Here is an 18,521-nt window from a genome sequence, read left to right as displayed (position 1 = left end):
TAAATCTACCTATTTTCCTGTTACTCTAGTTCTTTATTTGTATAGTGCTAAAAGATCATTAAAATACTCTATGAAAAAACAGTCATTAATAATACGCGTTTTGCGATCTCCCATTAAGCATATAGAAATAATATCCTTATATTTCACAAGTTTTTCTTGATTATTGCTAACAAATAGAATATTATGCCCCTTACATTTAATAAGCTCATTTTCAGATAGAAAAGAAATGTTTAATTTTCCTTTTAATTTGTTTAATAAGAGTAGTTCAAAAGGTTTGCCTAGTTGATTGAATTCAGTTAATTCCTCTAATATAGATAAATCTGTTATCATATCGCCGTCGATTACGACTTTTTCTGGTATATATTCTTTATATAACCAGGGCTGAAATGGTGGCTCATCGTTTGTATCTCCTATGTAATAAGAAAATTTGACAGGTGAGAATTTTTCCTCCTCCCCAATTATTGGACCTAATCCAGAATGTACCGGACAGCCATCAAATTTCATAGCTAAATTTCGTACAGTATGTTGTGCTTTTGCTTTATTGCTTTAATTTTATTATCAGCTTTAAAAAAGGCGTTTGATTTATTGAAAGTCTGCAAAGCAAGCGTCAAAAAAGTATTCAAATTTCTAGAATTTCTGTTTAGGTAACTGTTTGAGCTAAAATTGATAAACCATAATTCATTTTTGAATCTAAATGAATAATTATCTTCATTAGGATCATTGCTATCATCAGCAGGATCACACATTTTCTTCATTTTTGATAATAAACTCCATGATAAGAATTGCTTTGCTTTTATGTTCATATTGCCTAGTGGTTGGAAATATACCAATAGTCCAGCAAGCCCACTTTCTTTAATATCCATCGAGTTAATTGCATCAAGATATTCATCTATATCATTTGACAGTTCTTCAGGATTATAGGGATAGTTTAATGTCGATACATAATGTAGCTGTCTTCTATAACCTTGAACGCCAAATATGCAAGGAAAATTTTCTTTTGTAATTACATTTTCTGTATGCCAAAATTCTTGTTTAATCCAAGTGAATTCTTCAGTCAAATTTGCCAGCTCATTTTGCTTAAAAAACAAATTACACCCTTCCTTGTTACGGATTTATTATGTTTGATGATAGTATATCTTATAATGAACAACAAAAACTTTGTAACTATTAAGTAAAAATAGATTAAAAGGTAATACATGTAATATTATTTATTAATCAATTATACTTGTCAATATTTTTATTTAAAGTAAAAAACATTTAAAATAGAATAGGATTAACTTTATGGATAATCAACTGCCCCACTTATACAGATCGCTTTCTTTTCCGCAATATTTTAAATTTAATCTATTCTCCTATCTTTCAAACAGAACAGCAAATTTAAAGTAATGAGGATATCTAATAATCCTAGTTTTAGTGGGCATCCATTTTTAGTTGAAAGATCAAAAAAGGAGTATCAAAGCGATGCCCCTTAAAAATGTATATTCAAGGTGTCTTTAACTCCTTGATAAGTTATGAGTGTTTTTCCTTTTCTTCTTTTCTTCTTTAATATAATATTGGTCACTTTGAATCATAAGAAACTACTTTTACCTATGCGCAAGATTCACCACATCTATCTGTTCTACTGAATCAATCGATATTGGTTCACTGGTCGTCCAACACCACCATATTGAATATCGATTTTCACTTTGTTTTGCTTTTCAAGATAATCTAAATACCTACGTGCAGTCACTCGTGCAAGACCTACACCATTAGCTACTTCTTCCGCAGAAACTGATTGCTCCTGAATACCGATAAAAGAAACAATTTTTTCGAGTGTAGAAGCATTCAAGCCTTTAGGTAGCTTTATATCAGGTTGATGCGGCTTTAGTTGATGATGAAGGAGTGCATCAAGTTCCTTTTGAGTCATCTCGCTTTTTTCCTCCATTTTGTTTTTATATTGACGATAATTTTGTAATGTATGCTTCATACGTTCAAAGGAAAATGGTTTCATAATATAATCAAAAACCCCTAATTGGAGCATTTTCTGAATGGTCTTCATATCATTAGCTGCTGTAACAGCAATGACATCCACTTTAAGCCCCTTTTCACGTATTTTTTTCAACGTCTCAATACCATCTTGCTCAGGCATAAAAATATCCATAAAAACAAGATCCGGTTTCAGTTGTTTTATTTGCTGAATGCCTTCCATACCATTTTTGGCAGTACCTATTAAGGAATAGCCTGGAACCTGCTCGATAAACTGACGATTTACTTGTCGGACCATTGGATCGTCTTCTATTAATAGAACCTGTATCGGTTGCATCATTTCATCCCCTTTTATACGTAAAATGTAACAAAAATGCTTGTCCCTTCACCAGGTGTACTCGTGACATCGATTGTTCCGTCTAATTTTTTGACGATATCCTGAATGAGATAAAGACCGATTCCATGATTTTCATTTTTTTTCGTTGTATAGCCATTATCAAAAATACGTTTAATCACTTCTTCTGACATCCCAACACCATTATCTTCCACTAAGATCGATAAAATCTCATCATCCTGATCGATACTAATCATCACTTTTTTATCATCCTTTTTTGCTAATTGCAAGGCATCAAAAGCATTTTCGATCAAGTTTCCAATGATCACAACAAAATCGTTAAAATCTAATTGGTCCGGCAAGTATGTCAATTGGCTGTTCATATCAATTTCCACATCAATTCCAAGCTCTTTCCCATGATTGATCTTACTCAATAACAATCCAGAAATATTTTGATTTTTAATACGGTCATTTAGAAAATTGGCGATATCATCTTGTTTTTCTTTTACCTCTTTTATATAACTAAGTGCCTGTTCATAATGACCAAGCTGTAAAAGCCCGGCAATTGTATGAATTTTATTCTTATGCTCATGATTTTGAATTCGTAACGCTTGTACAAATTCTTTGACACCTGTCAGCTCTTCAGCCAATTTTTTCACTTCTGTACGATCTTGGAATATGGCCATTGCGCCCACCATCTTACCATCGACTTCAATAGGTACACGATTGCTCATAATATTATGTTGGTTAATGAATAATTCCTTATTATAAATCGGGCGGTTATAATCAAGGATTTCGGGCAAGCGGGTATCGGGCAAAATATGATATATTTTCTTCCCCACTAGGCTTTCTTCTTCAACACCTAAAATTTGCTTTGCCTTTGTATTGAAAATGGTCACCGTGAAATCATTATCAATGGCTATGATTCCTTCATGCATCGCATTAAATGTTTCTGTCCGCTCTGTATACATTTCCGCTATTTCATGAGGCTCTAGATCAAACATTTGCTTCTTCATGTTCCGACCAAGCAACCATGCGCCCCATGCGCCAAACAATAAGGATAACAATGTTGCAATTAAAATTTCTTTACGGATGCCATATAAAATTTCAACAATAGTAGGCAAGGTATATCCTACAATGACTACACCGATCTGTTGGTGATTCGCATCCATAATAGGAACAAATGCACGTATTGTTGTACCTGCTTCTCCTTTTGCCTTGGATAGATAATAATGTTCTGCAAAAGCGGCATTTTCATCACTAGTTTTCGATTTTTTGCCGATCAATTCTTTGACAGGATGCGATAAACGAATATGTTCCATATTTAAAACCACAATATATTCTGCTTTGTTGATAATACGGATTCCTTCGATTACTTCATTAATTGTTTTTGCTTGATCTGTTATTTTTTTATCTGCTGTCAATTCATGTTGAACTTCAGGAAGCTTAGCAACTGTTCTTGCGATCAGCATGGCTTGGTTTCCAAGTTCTTTTTCTTTTGTAGATAAAATATTCCCAATCACAAAAATCCCAGCTACTAAAAATGAAAACATGATAATGAAGAAGGTGAGCGACATGATTTTACCATTCATAGACAGATGTTGCTTCTGTTTCACCGTTCTTCCCCCAATCTGCTAGTATAAGAATATTGTATCATTAGGAATTATGTTAGAATAGAAAGAAAATATCAAAATGTTGGTGATTGCATGAAAGTATATATCACAACCGCCATTTTAACAATTGTGCTGCTCCTTGGTGCTATATGCTATAGGCAGCAGGTTTGGCCAAATGCCATGCTACCGGTGGATGAGGAACAACAAGGATTAAATAAACAAATCGTTATTAACTTTAGTCATGTCGTTGCGGAAGATACACCCAAGGGACAAGCTGCTATAAAATTTGCGGAGATTTTAGAACAAAAATCAAATGGACGCATCCATGTCGTGATCTATCCAAATGGCATGCTCTATAATGATAACAATGAGTTAAAAGCATTACAAAACAATGATGTTCAAATGATCGCCCCAACCTTTTCTAAAATGACAAAAACAATTCCTACATGGGAAATATTAGATTTACCTTATCTATTTCACACTGATGAAGAAGTAAAAGATGTCTTAAATGGGCGCATTGGTGAACAATTACTCAATCAGTTAAATCGTGTCAATATTAAAGGATTGGCTTTTTGGAATAACGGCTTCAAACAGATGAGTTCTGAGAAAAAGCCATTGTTGAAATGGGAAGATTTTAAAAACTTAAAGGTCCGTACGATGCCAAGTCATGTATTACAATCACAGTTTGAGCTACTAGGTGCAAGTTCGATTAATACTTCTTTTGACGAATTATATACAGAAGTCGAGAAGCATAAGATTGATGCTCAGGAAAACACCTTGTCTAACATTTATTCAAAAGGATTTTATAAAGTCCAAAATCATATTACTTTGACGAATCATGGTTTATTAGGCTATGCCGTTTTAATGAATGAGGATTTCTGGAATAGTCTTCCTCAAGATCTTCAAGATGATGTTGTGGAAGCTATGCAGGAAGCAACTGAATGGAATTTTCAAATAGCCAAGAAATTGAATCAGCAAGATTTAGAGAAACTAAAAAAAGATCCCAATATCGATCTCAATACATTATCTGTTGCAGAACAGAAAAAATGGGAGAAAAAATTCAAACCACTTTATTCTTCCTATGAGAAGAACATAAACTCAACCTTTTTGGAAAAAATTCGTTCTGAGATTCATCATTAAAATCGTTCTGTATTAGTACAAAAAGAGCTTAATTCATGAGAATTCAAAAAATTTTTTGGAACAGCCATTTCTTCACAAATTTTTCTTATTCATTGCTATGACTGGTTTTGTCGAATAATGTAGAACTAATATACATGATAAGACCAAAATGACCAAAAAGAGTTTTATCACCATAATAATCGTTTTTATGATAATCGTAGTATGATAATTCATGTAAGCGATAACAAAACAGAAAACTCTACTCACAAAGAAGGCATGGCTATGAGAATTAATTTTAAAAACTTAACTGTTCAAGTAATTTGCGCAATTATCTTAGGGATTATTGTAGGCGCTTTATTCCCTAGTTTTGGTGCTCAGCTGAAGATATTAGCTGATATCTTTATCAAACTCATCAAAATGTTAATTGCCCCAATCATATTCTTAACTGTTGTCACAGGTATTGGAGGAATGGGCAATTTAAAGAAAGTTGGTACTATCGGCGGCAAAGCACTTATTTATTTTGAAGTCGTTTCATCCATTGCATTAGCAATCGGTTTGATCGTTGTTCATATCATCCAACCCGGCAAAGGCTTAGATACATCATCTGTAGATGCAGGAGCTGTTACTCAGTTCACGAAACAAGCTGCTGAATCCAATCATGGTTTTGTAGCATTTATTACAAACATTATTCCAGATAACTTTTTCGGTTCTCTTGCAAACGGTGAATTATTACCCGTATTATTCTGTGCGATTTTATTTGGGGTAGCTGCTGCATCCATTGGTGAACCAGTCAAACCAGTTATCAAACTTTGCGATCAAGTTTCGGAAATCTTCTTTAAAATCATCAATATGATTATGAAAATTTCGCCAATCGGTGCATTCGGTGCTATGGCATTTACAATCGGTAACTTTGGTTTATCATCATTGTGGTCATTAGGTAAGCTGATGCTTGGCGTTTATGCAACAATGGCACTATTTGTAATTGTTGTTCTTGGACTAATCGCAAAATTCTTTGGTTTCAATATTTTTAAATTCATTGCTTATATTAAGGATGAACTATTCCTTGTTTTAGGTACATCTTCTTCAGAATCAGCATTACCATTGATTATGCAAAAGCTTGAAAAGTTCGGATGTTCAAAACAAGTAGTTGGTTTAGTAGTCCCAACTGGATATTCTTTCAACTTAGATGGTACATCTATTTATTTATCAATGGCTGCCATGTTTATCGCACAGGCTTATAATGTGGATCTATCATTATGGCAACAAATTTACTTATTAGGTATTTTAATGATTACCTCTAAGGGTGCTGCAGGGGTAACCGGTTCAGGCTTCATCACTTTAGCAGCAACATTGGCTGCATTCCCGATGATTCCTGTAGAAGGTATCGCACTACTAATTGGTGTCGACCGTTTCATGTCTGAGTCTCGTGCTATTACAAATATCATTGGTAACTCAGTTGCTACAGTTGTTATTGCAAAAACAGAAAAAGAATTCAATTCTGAACAGCATCACCAATTAGAAGAAGAAATCAAATTAAAACATGCACACACTCATTAATAGCAGACCGTCATAAAAGGAATTCGATCTCCTTGACAATGACTTTCGATAATGCCACCCGCTCTCCTTGTTGCGGGTGTTTTTTTATATGCATGATTTAATGTTTTAATGCAGGGGAAAAGAGAATAAATTTGGTAATTGAATTGTCAAGAACCTCAACTTTAAGGATAAAAATGAAATTCTTTTTCAATTCCATCGGAAAATTTGACTTCTAATTCTATTTTTCGATAGGAATCTTCAACATTAAATATAGATAGGATTTCTTTTTTAACATCTGCATCAGGGGTGCTTTTATTGAACTTTAGCTTTTTTAACAAAGGATGAATCTTTACCAATGCATCTTTTCCAATCTTTTTTTCATATGTTCTCTCATCTTCAAATTTGACTTCAATGCCAATAGACTTTTTCTCATATTCAACTTCGAAGGATTGATCGTTTGGATACTCTATATCTAATGAAAAATCGATAAAGCGGAGTGGCGAATTGATGTTAGGTTCATTTGAATTGACAGGATGTGAGCTATTTGCAGAAACAGCTACCATTTCATCACTGTTAATGGCTGATGGATCATTTCTGCAACCCAATAGTATAAGTACTAATAAAATCATCCATACATAATTTACCCGATTTCTCATATCAACAGCTCCTTTCGCCTACTCTCACTATGTCCTTTTCAAAAATGATTCATTCATTTCTCAAAAAAAATAACGTAAAAAGTGATTGTGCATCCACTTTTTACGTTATTTTCACATTTCATAATAATCCATTAAGGGGTAAATGTATATGTCTTTTCTGTTCCATTTGAAAATTTTACTTCTAAATTAATTTTCTTATAGGTGTCATCAATATTGAATACGGATATGATTTCTTTTTTAACTTCTTCATCTGATGTTTTGTCCGTAAATGTTAATCTTTTAAACAAAGGTTCCAGTTGTGCGTATGCTTCATTTCCCTCAATTTTCTGATTTTCACGTTCCTTTTCAACTGTTGCTTCTGACCCATCTTTTTCATTTTCATAGTCTACCTTATATGCTTGATTGGCGCCATAATCAACATTTAGTGAAAACTCTGAGAATGGGAATGCTGTCCCAGCAGTTGTATCGTCCGTTGTGTCTGTTGTATCATCTGTAACTGTGTCATTATTATCAGTAGATTCTTGGGTCTCCGTAGGCTCATTCGCTCCACTTTCTGAAACGGGCGCGTTTTGATCAACATTTGTTGCATTATCATCATTTGCTCCACAACCAAATAATAGGATCGTTAGAAGACATAATGGTAAAAATGAGAAGATTTTTTTCATTTTAAGCAACTCCTTTCATGACTATCTAAAGTATTCCCTATTCTTTTTAATTTAGACATTATAAAGTCGTTTTTCTAAAAAAAATATAACCATGTGAATTCATTTCATTTGTTCTTGATAAAGCAAAAAAGATCATTTAAAAAGGTTTCTATTCAACCCCCTTTTTAAATGATCCTCTTTATTGCAAATGCTAATCTTTATACTTATATTCTTGGTTCAAGGGTCTTAAACGAATCATGACCTTTGCCTTTACTTCTTTTTGGTAATCAATGGTGCCGAAATCTCTAGAATCCATCGAATGATTGCGATTGTCCCCCATTACAAATATCTTCCCTTTACCTACTTTTATATCGATATCTTTTGTCTTCATGGGTTCTTTGATATAAGGCTCATCGATTGCTTTCCCATTGCGATACAGTACATTTTTTTTGATCTGGATATGGTCACCTGACAAACCAATCACACGTTTAATAAATAAATCATGGCCTGCAACAATTTCAGCATCGAAACTGACAATATCATTATATTGAGGTTTTTCATAACTATATGCAAGCCGGTTCGATAGCAAATAATCGTCTTCATGTAAATTATTTTCCATACTATCTCCAACAACGATCTCTGGAGAAATAATTGCTCGAAAGCTGATCACTAAACATATCATTACAATTAATGTTAAGAAAAAATTTCGCAAATCCATATATAATCCTGCATATTTTTTCATTTTATCCGCCTAGTTTCTACTATGTAATCATCTGATTCAAAAAAGATTGTCGCCCAATTTAGATAAAAGGAGACACTACTTTTCGGGTAGTCTCTCCGCATACGTATCATGACCATTCTTTTAAGGTTTTTTCACAGGTCACTTGGTTGATCAATCGTTGTATTCCTTTCGAATTTTCAATGGCTAATTCCATTTCTGACTGATAGCGATCTCTATTTTTTTGTTTTTTCGCAATAATAGCTTCTATGCTATGCTTCATCCAAGGCTGTAAAAATGTTTGTTGGCGAGCAATTCCATATTTGCCAGATAGAGCTTCTGCATAGGCAACATTGTACGTTTTGAGTGGCCCGTTCTTCATCGAATTGGCAATATTTTTTGCACTTGCTATATCACCTAAACGAACTGCACGTTGAAATTCATAATCCATTCGCCCATCTAGTTGATTTTTAAATTTTTTGATGAGTCGGTCAAGTGCTGCGATTTCATCTTCCTTTGTACCATTTTTTATAGCCAAAATATACGCATAAGTTGGGTTGTTTTTTTGATATCTTACTTGACGTAGAATAGCTTTTGTATTTTTAGAAGAGGTCATAGTATATGCGTAGTAACCAACTAGACCTATAGCAAGAATGACAAAAAATGCAATCGAATAATTGGTAGGTACCTTTAGCCAAGTAAAAATACCGCCTATAGCTAATACGACGAAGTAAAACAATAAAAGTCTTAAGATATTCATATCCATTCTCCAATACTGATAAAATGAAACCTTTCACAGTGTGAGATTTCTTCATCTTCCACTGAAATAGAGGAACTCAGGCTAAAAGCGCCACGTCCTGTGGGGACCAACATCTTGTTGGTCCGAACCAATCAAACGTTTACAAGCAGTTAATCCCCTAGTTTATCCGCTATTTGTCACTAGCATCTTAAGGTAAGGATATTACTACCTCTGTTCATACAAGATAAAATAGTAAATAAACATTCAATTCTATATTAACAACGCTTGTATAATTGAGCAATGAATAGATGCGTTTACATCAATATTTATGAAATGAATTTCATTCTTACACCATATAATTACTAGTTTCCTTGCATATATTAGTTTAGAAAGGGGTTTCCTTACTAGTTTTTAGAGTTTGCAGTAACTCTTTCTGAATATCATTCAAAGGAGAACGCTATGAAAATATCTTTACAGTATTCAGGCAATTACTCAAAACTTTTATCATCAGAGATACACCATAAAATTCAAACGATCCATCATCTTATGGCAACAAGATCTGGAACAGGTGCCGATTATTTAGGTTGGGTCGATTGGCCACACTCTATTCATCTAGAATTATTGCGAGAGATTCAAGAAACAGCAGACAAAATTTGCGAGCAATCGAACGTTCTCATTGTCATCGGAATAGGTGGTTCTTATATAGGTTCAAAAGCGATGTTAGAAGCATTATCCACTAACTTTGAATCCTCCCATCCAGTTGAAATTATTTTTGCTGGACATCTAGTGAATGGGTCGTATTTAAAAAGATTAATGCACTATTTAGATAGTAAAGAAGTTACAGTGAACGTCGTTTCAAAATCCGGTACAACGACAGAGCCCGCCATCGCCTTTCACTTTTTAAGAAATTATATGGAAAATCGCTATGGTGAAGAAGCTAGCTCAAGGATCATTGTCACCACGGATGAAAACGAAGGAACATTACGCTCCCTAGCGATTGAAAAAGGATACAAACGATTTGTTATACCCCATAATATCGGTGGACGTTATTCTGTATTGACAGCTGTTGGTTTGCTGCCCCTTGCAGTGGCTGGCTATGATATTCATCAATTGATAAATGGTGCAAAATCGGCTGCAGAAGAATATTCAAAACTAGATCTGGAGAAGAATCCAGCAATCCAATATGCGGTGATTCGAAAACACCTATATGATTCTGGCTATCCTGTTGAAATACTCTCTACCTTTGAAGGTCAATTAAAATATGTACAAGAATGGTGGAAGCAGCTCTTTGCTGAAAGTGAGGGAAAAGCTGGAAAAGGAATTTTCCCTACCTCTGTGCTCTATTCAACAGATTTACATTCCCTAGGACAATATATTCAAGATGGTCAACGTATTGTCTTTGAAACATGTCTGCTCATCGAAAAGGTGCAGGAGGATTTAACATTTGTTAAAACAAAGCAAAATATGGATCAATTAAATTATTTGAATGAGTTATCATTACATGAATTTAACCATATCTGTTATAAAGCTGCTTCACTAGCCCATTTACAAGGTGGTGTACCACAAATAGCTATAACGATTGAACAAATAGATGAAGAACATTTAGGGCATCTCTTCTATTTTTTTATGATGGCATGTGCCTATAGTGCTTATCTATTAGATATTAATCCGTTTGATCAACCAGGAGTGGAAGAATACAAAATGAATATCTTCAAGTTTTTAAAAAAACCTGCGTATAGCTATCATAGACAGTTACAAATAAAATAGGAACCTGTTTCGATCTACAAAACAGATTCCCCTATTCCTTTAATGCTGAAATGACCGTCATAATTGTTGGAAGTATAATGATCGTTGCTACAAGAAGCCATATGACACCCTCCAACTCGGCATTGTTTCCCTGTGCAATATGAATCGTTTCCCAGATAAGAAGAGCAAGTAACAAGCTGCTCATATTTTTTATAAAGGAAATCATGAACACACTTTGCTTAACTTCTTGTTCCATTTTCGTATCGGTTATTTTAATGGGAAAATAATGCCAATCTGGATGCTTTTCTAAAAGCTGTAGAGCAGCACCCGTTAAAAATATAATAATGGGAAACAACAGCAACTCCCATTTTGAGCCATATCGATGGATCTCCCCTTTTAATCCAAAGTATGTAGGGATTTGTGCTGGGATTGTCGACCAGTTGAACGATAAATAAGCTAATGTTGCTACAAACAGCCCGAATCCAAAAGTATCCATTATATGCATAATCAGCGTCTTTTCAATAGAATTCGTTGATTGCGGCTTCACGAAAATCACACCTTTTGTTTTTGATGGAAACAACAACATTTATAGATCTACCTTATCTTGTGTCATAATCATGACTATTATGACCTTAAATCTCATACAAAGGTACAAACTGCCGAAAATAATATGAAGTTCCCAATAGTAACTTTTTAATCAAATGCTAGTTCGAATTCGCACGATTTTCTATAAATCTTATAAATCTCATATCAATTCTTGGATATTCTATTTGTAACATGGTAAAATATGTTTCTATAAAAGGAGGATTGATTGTTTTGACAAATGAAATCGTACAATTAAATAACGGCGTACAAATACCCGCAGTTGGCTATGGGACTTTTAGAGTGAAAGACAGCGATGAACTTGCTGAAAAAGTTACATTGGCCATCAAAGAAGGATACAGACATATTGATACCGCACATATATACGGAAATGAAGTAAGTGTTGGTCGTGGTATTAAAAAGGCAATTGATGAAGGTATTGTGACACGTGATGAATTATTTGTCACTTCGAAAGTTTGGAATAATGGACTCACATATGATGAAACACTAGCAGCCTATGAAGAAAGTCTTCAAAAATTAGCCCTAGATTATTTAGATCTTTATATTATACACTGGCCAGGACAAGATGATCGTTACATTGAAGTTTATAAAGCACTTGAAGAACTTTACAATAATAAGCGTGTAAGAACAATTGGTGTAAGCAATTTCCATGTACATCATCTTGAAAAATTACTAGAACAGGCAACCATCGTGCCAGCGATCAATCAAATTGAATTTCAGCCTCGCCTAACACAAGTGGAGGTCCGTGAATTCTGCAAAAAACACGGAATTCAAGTGGAGGCATGGTCCCCTCTTATGAATGGTGAAATTTTAAATGATCCGACACTTATTGAAATTGCGAACCAACATAACAAATCGACTGCTCAAATTATTCTAAAATGGGACTTACAAAATGATGTGATCACCATTCCGAAGTCAATAACACCTTCTCGTATTCGTGAAAACATAGATATCTTTGACTTTACTCTATCAAGAGAAGATCTTGAGAAAATTTCTTCATTGAATGAGGATTTCCATTATGGCCCAGATCCTGAAGTGTTTAATTTTAAATAATTCAATAGATTAACATTGTGCTTAGGCTGCAGCAAACTTTAAGTTTTTTGAGTTTGCTGCAGCTTTTTTATTTGTCATTGTGGATGAAAATAATTTGGGGATTGAGGACAACATATAGAATAATTTCCACTTTTCTTTATAGTTTTATTAGATCTAGTTTGTGATGTGTACCTTCCACAAACTGATACACAATTAAAGACCAAAATTATAATGAAGATCCGGTTCACCATCTAGGCGAACAATGAATATGTGCCCGTTGAATATGTGAGCTTACTTTCTATTAAAGCAAGATGAATCATGTTACAATAATCACATTCTATGACTAAAGGAGTTTTTTGTTTTGAAAGCACTTGTTTTCAATGAATTTGGCAATTCCAACGTCTTACATTATGAAGAGACCCCAAATCCAGAAATTCACCCCAATGAAGTTCTAGTTCGTACCAAAAGCATCGGACTGAATTTTGCTGATATCTATAGAAGAAAAGGAAATTATCACTTAGCTGGGGAGCCGCCTTATATTCTCGGCTATGAAGGTGCTGGTATTATAGTTGCTATTGGAAAAGATGTGACACAAGTGCAAGTTGGAGATCGTGTAGCGTTTGCAGATGCCCCTTTTGCGAATGCAGAATTAGTGGCCGTTCCATTCGAAAAATTAATCTTATTGCCTGAGAAGATTTCTTTTGATGTGGCATCATCTATCCTCTTACAAGGATTGACAGCTCACTATTTAACCAAAGATAGTTATCAAGTGCAACCGAATGATACAGTAATCGTGCATGCGGCATCCGGTGGCGTTGGTCAGAATTTAGTACAAATCGCAAAAATATATGGCGCTAAAGTGATTAGTCTTACCTCCACAAAGGAAAAGGCGATTAAGGCATTAAAAATTGGTGCTGATCTTGCTTTTACATATGATAGCCATTGGTTGGAATCCGTTATGGAATCCACGAACGGCAAGGGTGTAGATGTCGTTTATGATTCGGTAGGCTCTACACTTGATGACAGTTTGAGAGCAGCTCGTATAGGTGGTACAGTCGTATTTTATGGAATGTCAGGAGGAGATCCTTCTCCAATCGATCCCCGCATGTTAATGGATACTTCTAAAACGTTAACAGGTGGCGATTTGTGGAATGTCCTTACTTCATTTGAAGAACGTCAAAAGCGGTCTAAGCAATTGTTTGATTGGATCATTGAAGGAAAACTTCAGCTTCAATCCCCTACTGTCTTCCCTCTTGCAGATGGTGCAAAAGCGCATGATTTTCTTGAGAGTCGAATGAGCACAGGAAAAATATTATTAAGACCATGATATTTGCAGATATTAACTAAATAGACTTACCAACTCCGTAAAGTGGGGAGCTTATTCATCCCCACTTTAGTTTCTATAGGCAGTTGATTCCCTACTGATCATTTTAAAGGATGATTTTCCTTCCAATTTTAAAAAGGAGTGGTATTAGTAGCAATAGACTGACGCCAACCATTACCGTAGAAATGATGAAATCACTCCATCTAATCAGCTGATTATTAAACATTTTGATTATAATGAAGGAATTGATAGGAATCATAAGCAAGATTCCTGTCATTAGACCAGGTGCATACTGTCTCGTGAGGATCGTTACAACAAGGTGCGGAAAAATCGCATTAAGAATCATGGAGCCTACAAAACCTACAAATACCCATTTTACGATATGACTTTCAGGAAAATATGTATACGAAAAGGAGGATAGATAGGCTAACATCGTTATAACAATAACAGCGAAATGGAATTCCTTTGCTGAAACATTTTTTTGAAACTTCGAACCATTTTGTGACCACTTAGGCAGCCAAATGGTCTCTTCTAAATTATGCAACGTAATAGCCAAACAAAAAAAGATACATAGAGATTCCACTCTGATTTCTCCTTTCTAATCCATTACACCTAAGTGTAATGGTATCCAGATTTTTTCAAGCTTGCTCGAAAGACTGCTTTTCAAAATCCGTAACATTCAACGTCCACCATTTACTGGAATATTATTCATTATAATAAAGAAATAAGTTCTCGATCAACATGATAAAGCGTAAAAAAGCTGTAGACAAACGCCAAATTTTCGGTTTTGTCTACAGCTGAAGGCAGATCTCAATATGCTATTTTTATTATAATATTTCTTTAATGATCTTTCGATAATAATTAGAGGTTAAAATTGCAAAGATTGAATATAAAAGGATGTAGATGCCCATTGTAATTAGGAGTGGTACGACTAATTCTGACCCAAAGAACATCCAACCAGATTTTACTGCGAAATAGCTATGGAAAATTCCTATTAGTAAAGGTAATCCAAAACTGAATAACTGTTTACGATAGATACCTTTCATAATATCATCCGTTGAAAAGCCAATTTTACGCAACGTCATAAACGAATCTCGTTCCTCTTCTGCTTCTGTCATTTGCTTAAAGTAAAGAATACTGCCCGTTGCGATTAAGAATGCCGATCCTAAAAAGCCAGTTATAAAGATGATAAGCCCCACGTTCTCAAGGTCTTGTTTATATAATTCATCTTTCGCATCGATTTGGATCATTGTTGTAACACCATCTTGTTCGCCCATTTTAAATGTACCATTATTAGTGGCTTTCTTATACAAGGATATTGCTTCCTCCATCTGACTTGGCTTTGTAATGTTATACCCTACGAAAGATTTCCATATTGTCTTTTTCTGAACGGATGTATTTTTTTGTAATTGATAAAACAACTCGTCTTGAATAATAATAGCTGGATTTCCATAAGTAATTTGCGATGATATGCTAGCTTGTTTTTCTATCTCCATCAGTTTTACTTTGTGTTTTTCTTTCCCCACATACACGATCATACTTTTCCCAATCTTCAATGGCATGAATTTTCGAAAAACATCACTATACCCTGCCATGATAGCCTCATTTTTAGCTAATTGGATTTTGGGGAAAATTTTCTTTGCATCACTTTCTTTAATGACGATATTATCCATAGAAATATTTTTGACAAGATCTTCATTTAACTTTTCCTCTAACAAAGGGGTCGTATCGATTTTGGCATTTAGAAGGTCAAAATCATATTTTTTATAGTCAATATTCTCTTTTTGTAATGCATTTTCAAATTTTTGTTCCCCCTTGTGATTAAGTATAGCCAGATCATATGGCATATAATTTTCTGTTTGAGCATCAACAGAATAATAGGAAATATAAGATAGAGACAGAATCGCTAACGCCATTGCAGTCATCAACGTAATAATCGAAAGCGATAATGCATTGCTCTTCATTCGATGCATGATGGGGGTAACTGCTAGTACATCATTTAAAGACAAGTGACCATTTTTGGAAATTCGAATCATGTTCATGATAAATGCGATCGAATATCGAAATGTCAAAAAAGTTCCTATAATAACGCTGCCTAATATCGTACCCATTTTTATATATAAGTCTTTTAAAGTGATTGTTTTGTCCATTTCAAAAAGAACGGTAGATAGATAATAACCGTAAATGATCAATCCCATTCCCACAATACCTAATAGGATTTGTAGTGGATTCATCTTTTTCATCTTTTGTTCTGCTTTACTTGTTGCTTTAAATAGATCTAATAAAGACGTACGATGAACGACCCACATGGTTTGAAGTAAAACAATCGCTAATAACAAGGCAAATACTAGTATGGTTTGAAATAGAGCTGCAGTCGAAAAGTCAAGTGTTACCTCTCTTTTTGTGTTGATCACCTTCAGGAAAATCAAAGCGAAAAAACGAGAGAAGAAAAATCCAACTAGAATACCAATGGCTGTTGCGCCAATCCAGAGGACCATATTCTCAATTGTCAGCATGTATGAAATGGTTGGCTTTGGAATACCTATCATTTGGTATAAACCAATTTCCTTGCTACGTCTTTTTAAAAATAATTGATTGGCATAGAAAACAAAGAAAAATACGATGATTACTAACAAAATCGAACCAACCTTAAAACCAGCTTCTCCTTTCATACTGGAGTGCGTTAATTTCACAACTGCCTCATTATGCTGTAAGGTTACAAACGAAAAATATAAAGCTGCACTAAAAATAAGAGCGAAAAAGTAGAGATAATAGTGTTTAATATTCTTTCGCATACTACGGATGACGAGCGTACTAAGCTTCATAACCGTCACCGCCCAGTACACCTTGTGTTTTCATAATTTCTTGGAAAAATTGAGTACGAGTTTTATCGCCTTTATAGACTTGCGTGTATATTTGTCCGTCTTTTAAGAAAAGTACTCGGCTGCAATAGCTTGCTGCCACTGGATCATGAGTGACCATCATAATGGTTACATGATTTGTCTTGTTTAAGGTTCCTAAGCTTTCTAACAATGCTGAAGCCGATTTAGAATCAAGAGCACCAGTTGGTTCATCGGCAAAAACAATACTTGGCTGAATGATCAATGCACGTGCAGCAGCCGTCCGCTGTTTTTGTCCTCCTGAAATTTCATTTGGATATTTTTTTAATATATCTTGAATTCCTAATTGTTTAGCTAATTGTTGGCAACGGGTTTCAGCCTCTCGCTTACTCGTTTTTCCTACAGATAAAGGCAAAAGAATGTTTTCCTTTACCGTTAATGTATCGAGTAAATTATAATCTTGAAAAATAAAACCCATTTCAGTCCGACGAAATGTTGATAGCTGCTTGGATTTCATCTTTTGCAATGATTGCCCATTGATTTCAACGATGCCTTCAGTGGGACGATCAATGGAGCAGAGAACATTGAGTAAAGTTGTTTTACCCGAACCTGATGGGCCCATAATACCCACAAATTCTCCCGATTCCACTTCCAAGTCAATCCCTTTTAATACTTCTTGAGCGAACAGTTTTTTGCCATATACTTTTTTGATTTTACTTGCTTTTAATATACCCATGAGATTCCCTCCTGCTTTTACTACTAATATTTTATAAAGAAAAGGATGTGGAATCGTTCGATTGACGTGACAATTTGAATTTTAAAATGACATTTTTGTCACTTTGCAATGGTTGTGACAAAATCATTGGAGTTCGGGAATGTCAATGTAAATGTACTTCCTTGGTTGACGATCGAATGGACATCAATGGAGATTCCTAATTTCTTCGCTGAATTTTGTGCTAAATACAAGCCCATACCGGTAGAGGCACTTTGTTTTCGTCCCATTGAACCTGTAAATGATTTTTGGAATATGCGTGGTAAATCAGCAGGATCGATGCCTTCACCAGTATCTTGTATATGTAATTGTTGATGTCCTTTTTCATCAGTTGTTACATAGATTGTGATCGTGTCTCCCCTATGGCTATACTTCACGGCATTTGATAAAATTTGCCGGATGATGAAGGAAAGCCATTTTTGATCTGACAAAACGGATACTTCAAGATCAGCAACGTCAATCGCTAAGTTTTTGGCAAAGCACCAAGACTGAAGCTCTTTGATTTCTTTTAAAACGATTGGATGTAGAGAAAATTGATCGAAGACTGTATCCTGCTCGATATTAGCAATTCTCAAAGTGTGCAATGTTTGATCAAGCAAGAGGTGGATTCGAAGCCATTCAAGCTCTAAAGGCTTTCTTGTTGCAACAGGCAAATCCTCTATCATCAACTTCATAGCTGTTAAAGGTGTTTTTACTTCATGAATCCATGCTAAATGCTGATCCCGATCTTCTGAAAATTGGATCGTTAGCTCATTCTTATATCGTTCCAGTTCTAATGCTGACTCATGCAGCTTTGTCAAAATGAGCTCATCGATCCGATGGAATTCTTGGGGCTTATTTGTGATACTTTTCACTAATTTCATTTCTTTTATATAGCGCC

Annotated in this window: 18 protein-coding genes; 5 read left to right on the top strand and 13 right to left on the bottom strand. The window is 34.7% G+C overall.

The window, feature by feature from the left end; all coding sequences use genetic code 11:
• Window positions 1-33: 33 nt before the first annotated feature.
• The 4 genes from FEZ13_RS04225 to FEZ13_RS04210 form a co-directional block, all read right to left on the bottom strand.
• Complete coding sequence (locus FEZ13_RS04225) at window positions 34-504, bottom strand: hypothetical protein (protein ID WP_146551585.1); 471 nt, start codon at window positions 502-504, stop codon at window positions 34-36.
• A gap of 2 nt (window positions 505-506) precedes the next feature.
• Window positions 507-1,088 (bottom strand): YqcI/YcgG family protein, encoded by a 582-nt coding sequence (locus FEZ13_RS04220; protein WP_186725762.1) that lies wholly within the window; start codon window positions 1,086-1,088, stop codon window positions 507-509.
• Between the two features lie 530 nt (window positions 1,089-1,618).
• Window positions 1,619-2,302, bottom strand: coding sequence for a response regulator (locus FEZ13_RS04215; RefSeq protein ID WP_146551583.1), 684 nt, complete (start codon window positions 2,300-2,302; stop codon window positions 1,619-1,621).
• A gap of 14 nt (window positions 2,303-2,316) precedes the next feature.
• Entirely contained in the window at window positions 2,317-3,891 is a 1,575-nt protein-coding gene (locus FEZ13_RS04210; protein WP_243881309.1) for an ATP-binding protein, read from the bottom strand.
• A gap of 114 nt (window positions 3,892-4,005) precedes the next feature.
• Here FEZ13_RS04210 and FEZ13_RS04205 point away from each other — a divergent pair, with 114 nt between their 5' ends.
• Entirely contained in the window at window positions 4,006-5,052 is a 1,047-nt protein-coding gene (locus tag FEZ13_RS04205; protein WP_146551582.1) for a DctP family TRAP transporter solute-binding subunit, read from the top strand.
• A 261-nt stretch (window positions 5,053-5,313) separates the two neighbouring features.
• Window positions 5,314-6,588, top strand: coding sequence for a dicarboxylate/amino acid:cation symporter (locus tag FEZ13_RS04200; RefSeq protein WP_146551581.1), 1,275 nt, complete (start codon window positions 5,314-5,316; stop codon window positions 6,586-6,588).
• Between the two features lie 161 nt (window positions 6,589-6,749).
• Here the strand turns inward: FEZ13_RS04200 and FEZ13_RS04195 are convergent, their stop codons facing one another.
• The 4 genes from FEZ13_RS04195 to FEZ13_RS04180 form a co-directional block, all read right to left on the bottom strand.
• Window positions 6,750-7,223 (bottom strand): YusW family protein, encoded by a 474-nt coding sequence (locus FEZ13_RS04195; RefSeq protein WP_146551580.1) that lies wholly within the window; start codon window positions 7,221-7,223, stop codon window positions 6,750-6,752.
• 131 nt (window positions 7,224-7,354) lie between these two features.
• Window positions 7,355-7,888 (bottom strand): YusW family protein, encoded by a 534-nt coding sequence (locus FEZ13_RS04190; RefSeq protein WP_146548672.1) that lies wholly within the window; start codon window positions 7,886-7,888, stop codon window positions 7,355-7,357.
• Window positions 7,889-8,078: 190 nt separating this feature from the next.
• A complete protein-coding gene (gene lepB, locus FEZ13_RS04185; protein ID WP_146548671.1) occupies window positions 8,079-8,609 on the bottom strand; it encodes a signal peptidase I in 531 nt (176 codons plus the stop codon).
• 106 nt (window positions 8,610-8,715) lie between these two features.
• On the bottom strand, window positions 8,716-9,345 hold the full coding sequence (locus tag FEZ13_RS04180; protein ID WP_146548670.1) for a hypothetical protein: 630 nt from the start codon (window positions 9,343-9,345) through the stop codon (window positions 8,716-8,718).
• Window positions 9,346-9,783: 438 nt separating this feature from the next.
• Between FEZ13_RS04180 and FEZ13_RS04175 the strand changes: the two genes are divergently transcribed.
• Window positions 9,784-11,091: a glucose-6-phosphate isomerase gene (locus FEZ13_RS04175; RefSeq protein WP_146551579.1), complete on the top strand. Its 1,308-nt coding sequence runs from the start codon at window positions 9,784-9,786 to the stop codon at window positions 11,089-11,091.
• 31 nt (window positions 11,092-11,122) lie between these two features.
• Here the strand turns inward: FEZ13_RS04175 and FEZ13_RS04170 are convergent, their stop codons facing one another.
• On the bottom strand, window positions 11,123-11,617 hold the full coding sequence (locus FEZ13_RS04170) for a DUF1648 domain-containing protein (RefSeq protein ID WP_186725761.1): 495 nt from the start codon (window positions 11,615-11,617) through the stop codon (window positions 11,123-11,125).
• A 260-nt stretch (window positions 11,618-11,877) separates the two neighbouring features.
• On the opposite strand from FEZ13_RS04170, the gene FEZ13_RS04165 reads away from it, so the two are divergent.
• The gene (locus FEZ13_RS04165) at window positions 11,878-12,726 is read left to right on the top strand and encodes an aldo/keto reductase (protein WP_370467611.1); all 849 of its coding nucleotides are present in this window, start codon (window positions 11,878-11,880) and stop codon (window positions 12,724-12,726) included.
• A gap of 340 nt (window positions 12,727-13,066) precedes the next feature.
• Window positions 13,067-14,032 carry a quinone oxidoreductase family protein gene (locus FEZ13_RS04160; protein WP_146551576.1) on the top strand — a complete coding sequence of 322 codons (966 nt, stop codon included), beginning with the start codon at window positions 13,067-13,069 and terminating at the stop codon, window positions 14,030-14,032.
• A gap of 103 nt (window positions 14,033-14,135) precedes the next feature.
• Here FEZ13_RS04160 and FEZ13_RS04155 read toward each other — a convergent pair whose 3' ends face one another.
• From FEZ13_RS04155 to FEZ13_RS04140, 4 genes are all read right to left on the bottom strand, one after another.
• Window positions 14,136-14,612: an HXXEE domain-containing protein gene (locus FEZ13_RS04155; protein WP_146551575.1), complete on the bottom strand. Its 477-nt coding sequence runs from the start codon at window positions 14,610-14,612 to the stop codon at window positions 14,136-14,138.
• Window positions 14,613-14,856: 244 nt separating this feature from the next.
• Window positions 14,857-16,854, bottom strand: coding sequence for an ABC transporter permease (locus FEZ13_RS04150; protein ID WP_146548664.1), 1,998 nt, complete (start codon window positions 16,852-16,854; stop codon window positions 14,857-14,859).
• Window positions 16,844-17,605 (bottom strand): ABC transporter ATP-binding protein, encoded by a 762-nt coding sequence (locus FEZ13_RS04145; RefSeq protein ID WP_146551574.1) that lies wholly within the window; start codon window positions 17,603-17,605, stop codon window positions 16,844-16,846. Before FEZ13_RS04145 ends, FEZ13_RS04150 begins: the two co-directional genes overlap by 11 nt.
• Window positions 17,606-17,703: 98 nt before the next feature.
• On the bottom strand, window positions 17,704-18,495 hold the full coding sequence (locus FEZ13_RS04140; protein ID WP_186725760.1) for a sensor histidine kinase: 792 nt from the start codon (window positions 18,493-18,495) through the stop codon (window positions 17,704-17,706).
• Between the last annotated feature and the right edge of the window lie 26 nt (window positions 18,496-18,521).

Origin of the sequence: Rummeliibacillus sp. SL167 (assembly GCF_007896505.1) — a bacterium.
Taxonomy (GTDB): domain Bacteria; phylum Bacillota; class Bacilli; order Bacillales_A; family Planococcaceae; genus Rummeliibacillus; species Rummeliibacillus suwonensis.
Note: the sequence above shows the minus strand (reverse complement) of the source record. Positions and strands in the feature narration are given on the sequence as shown.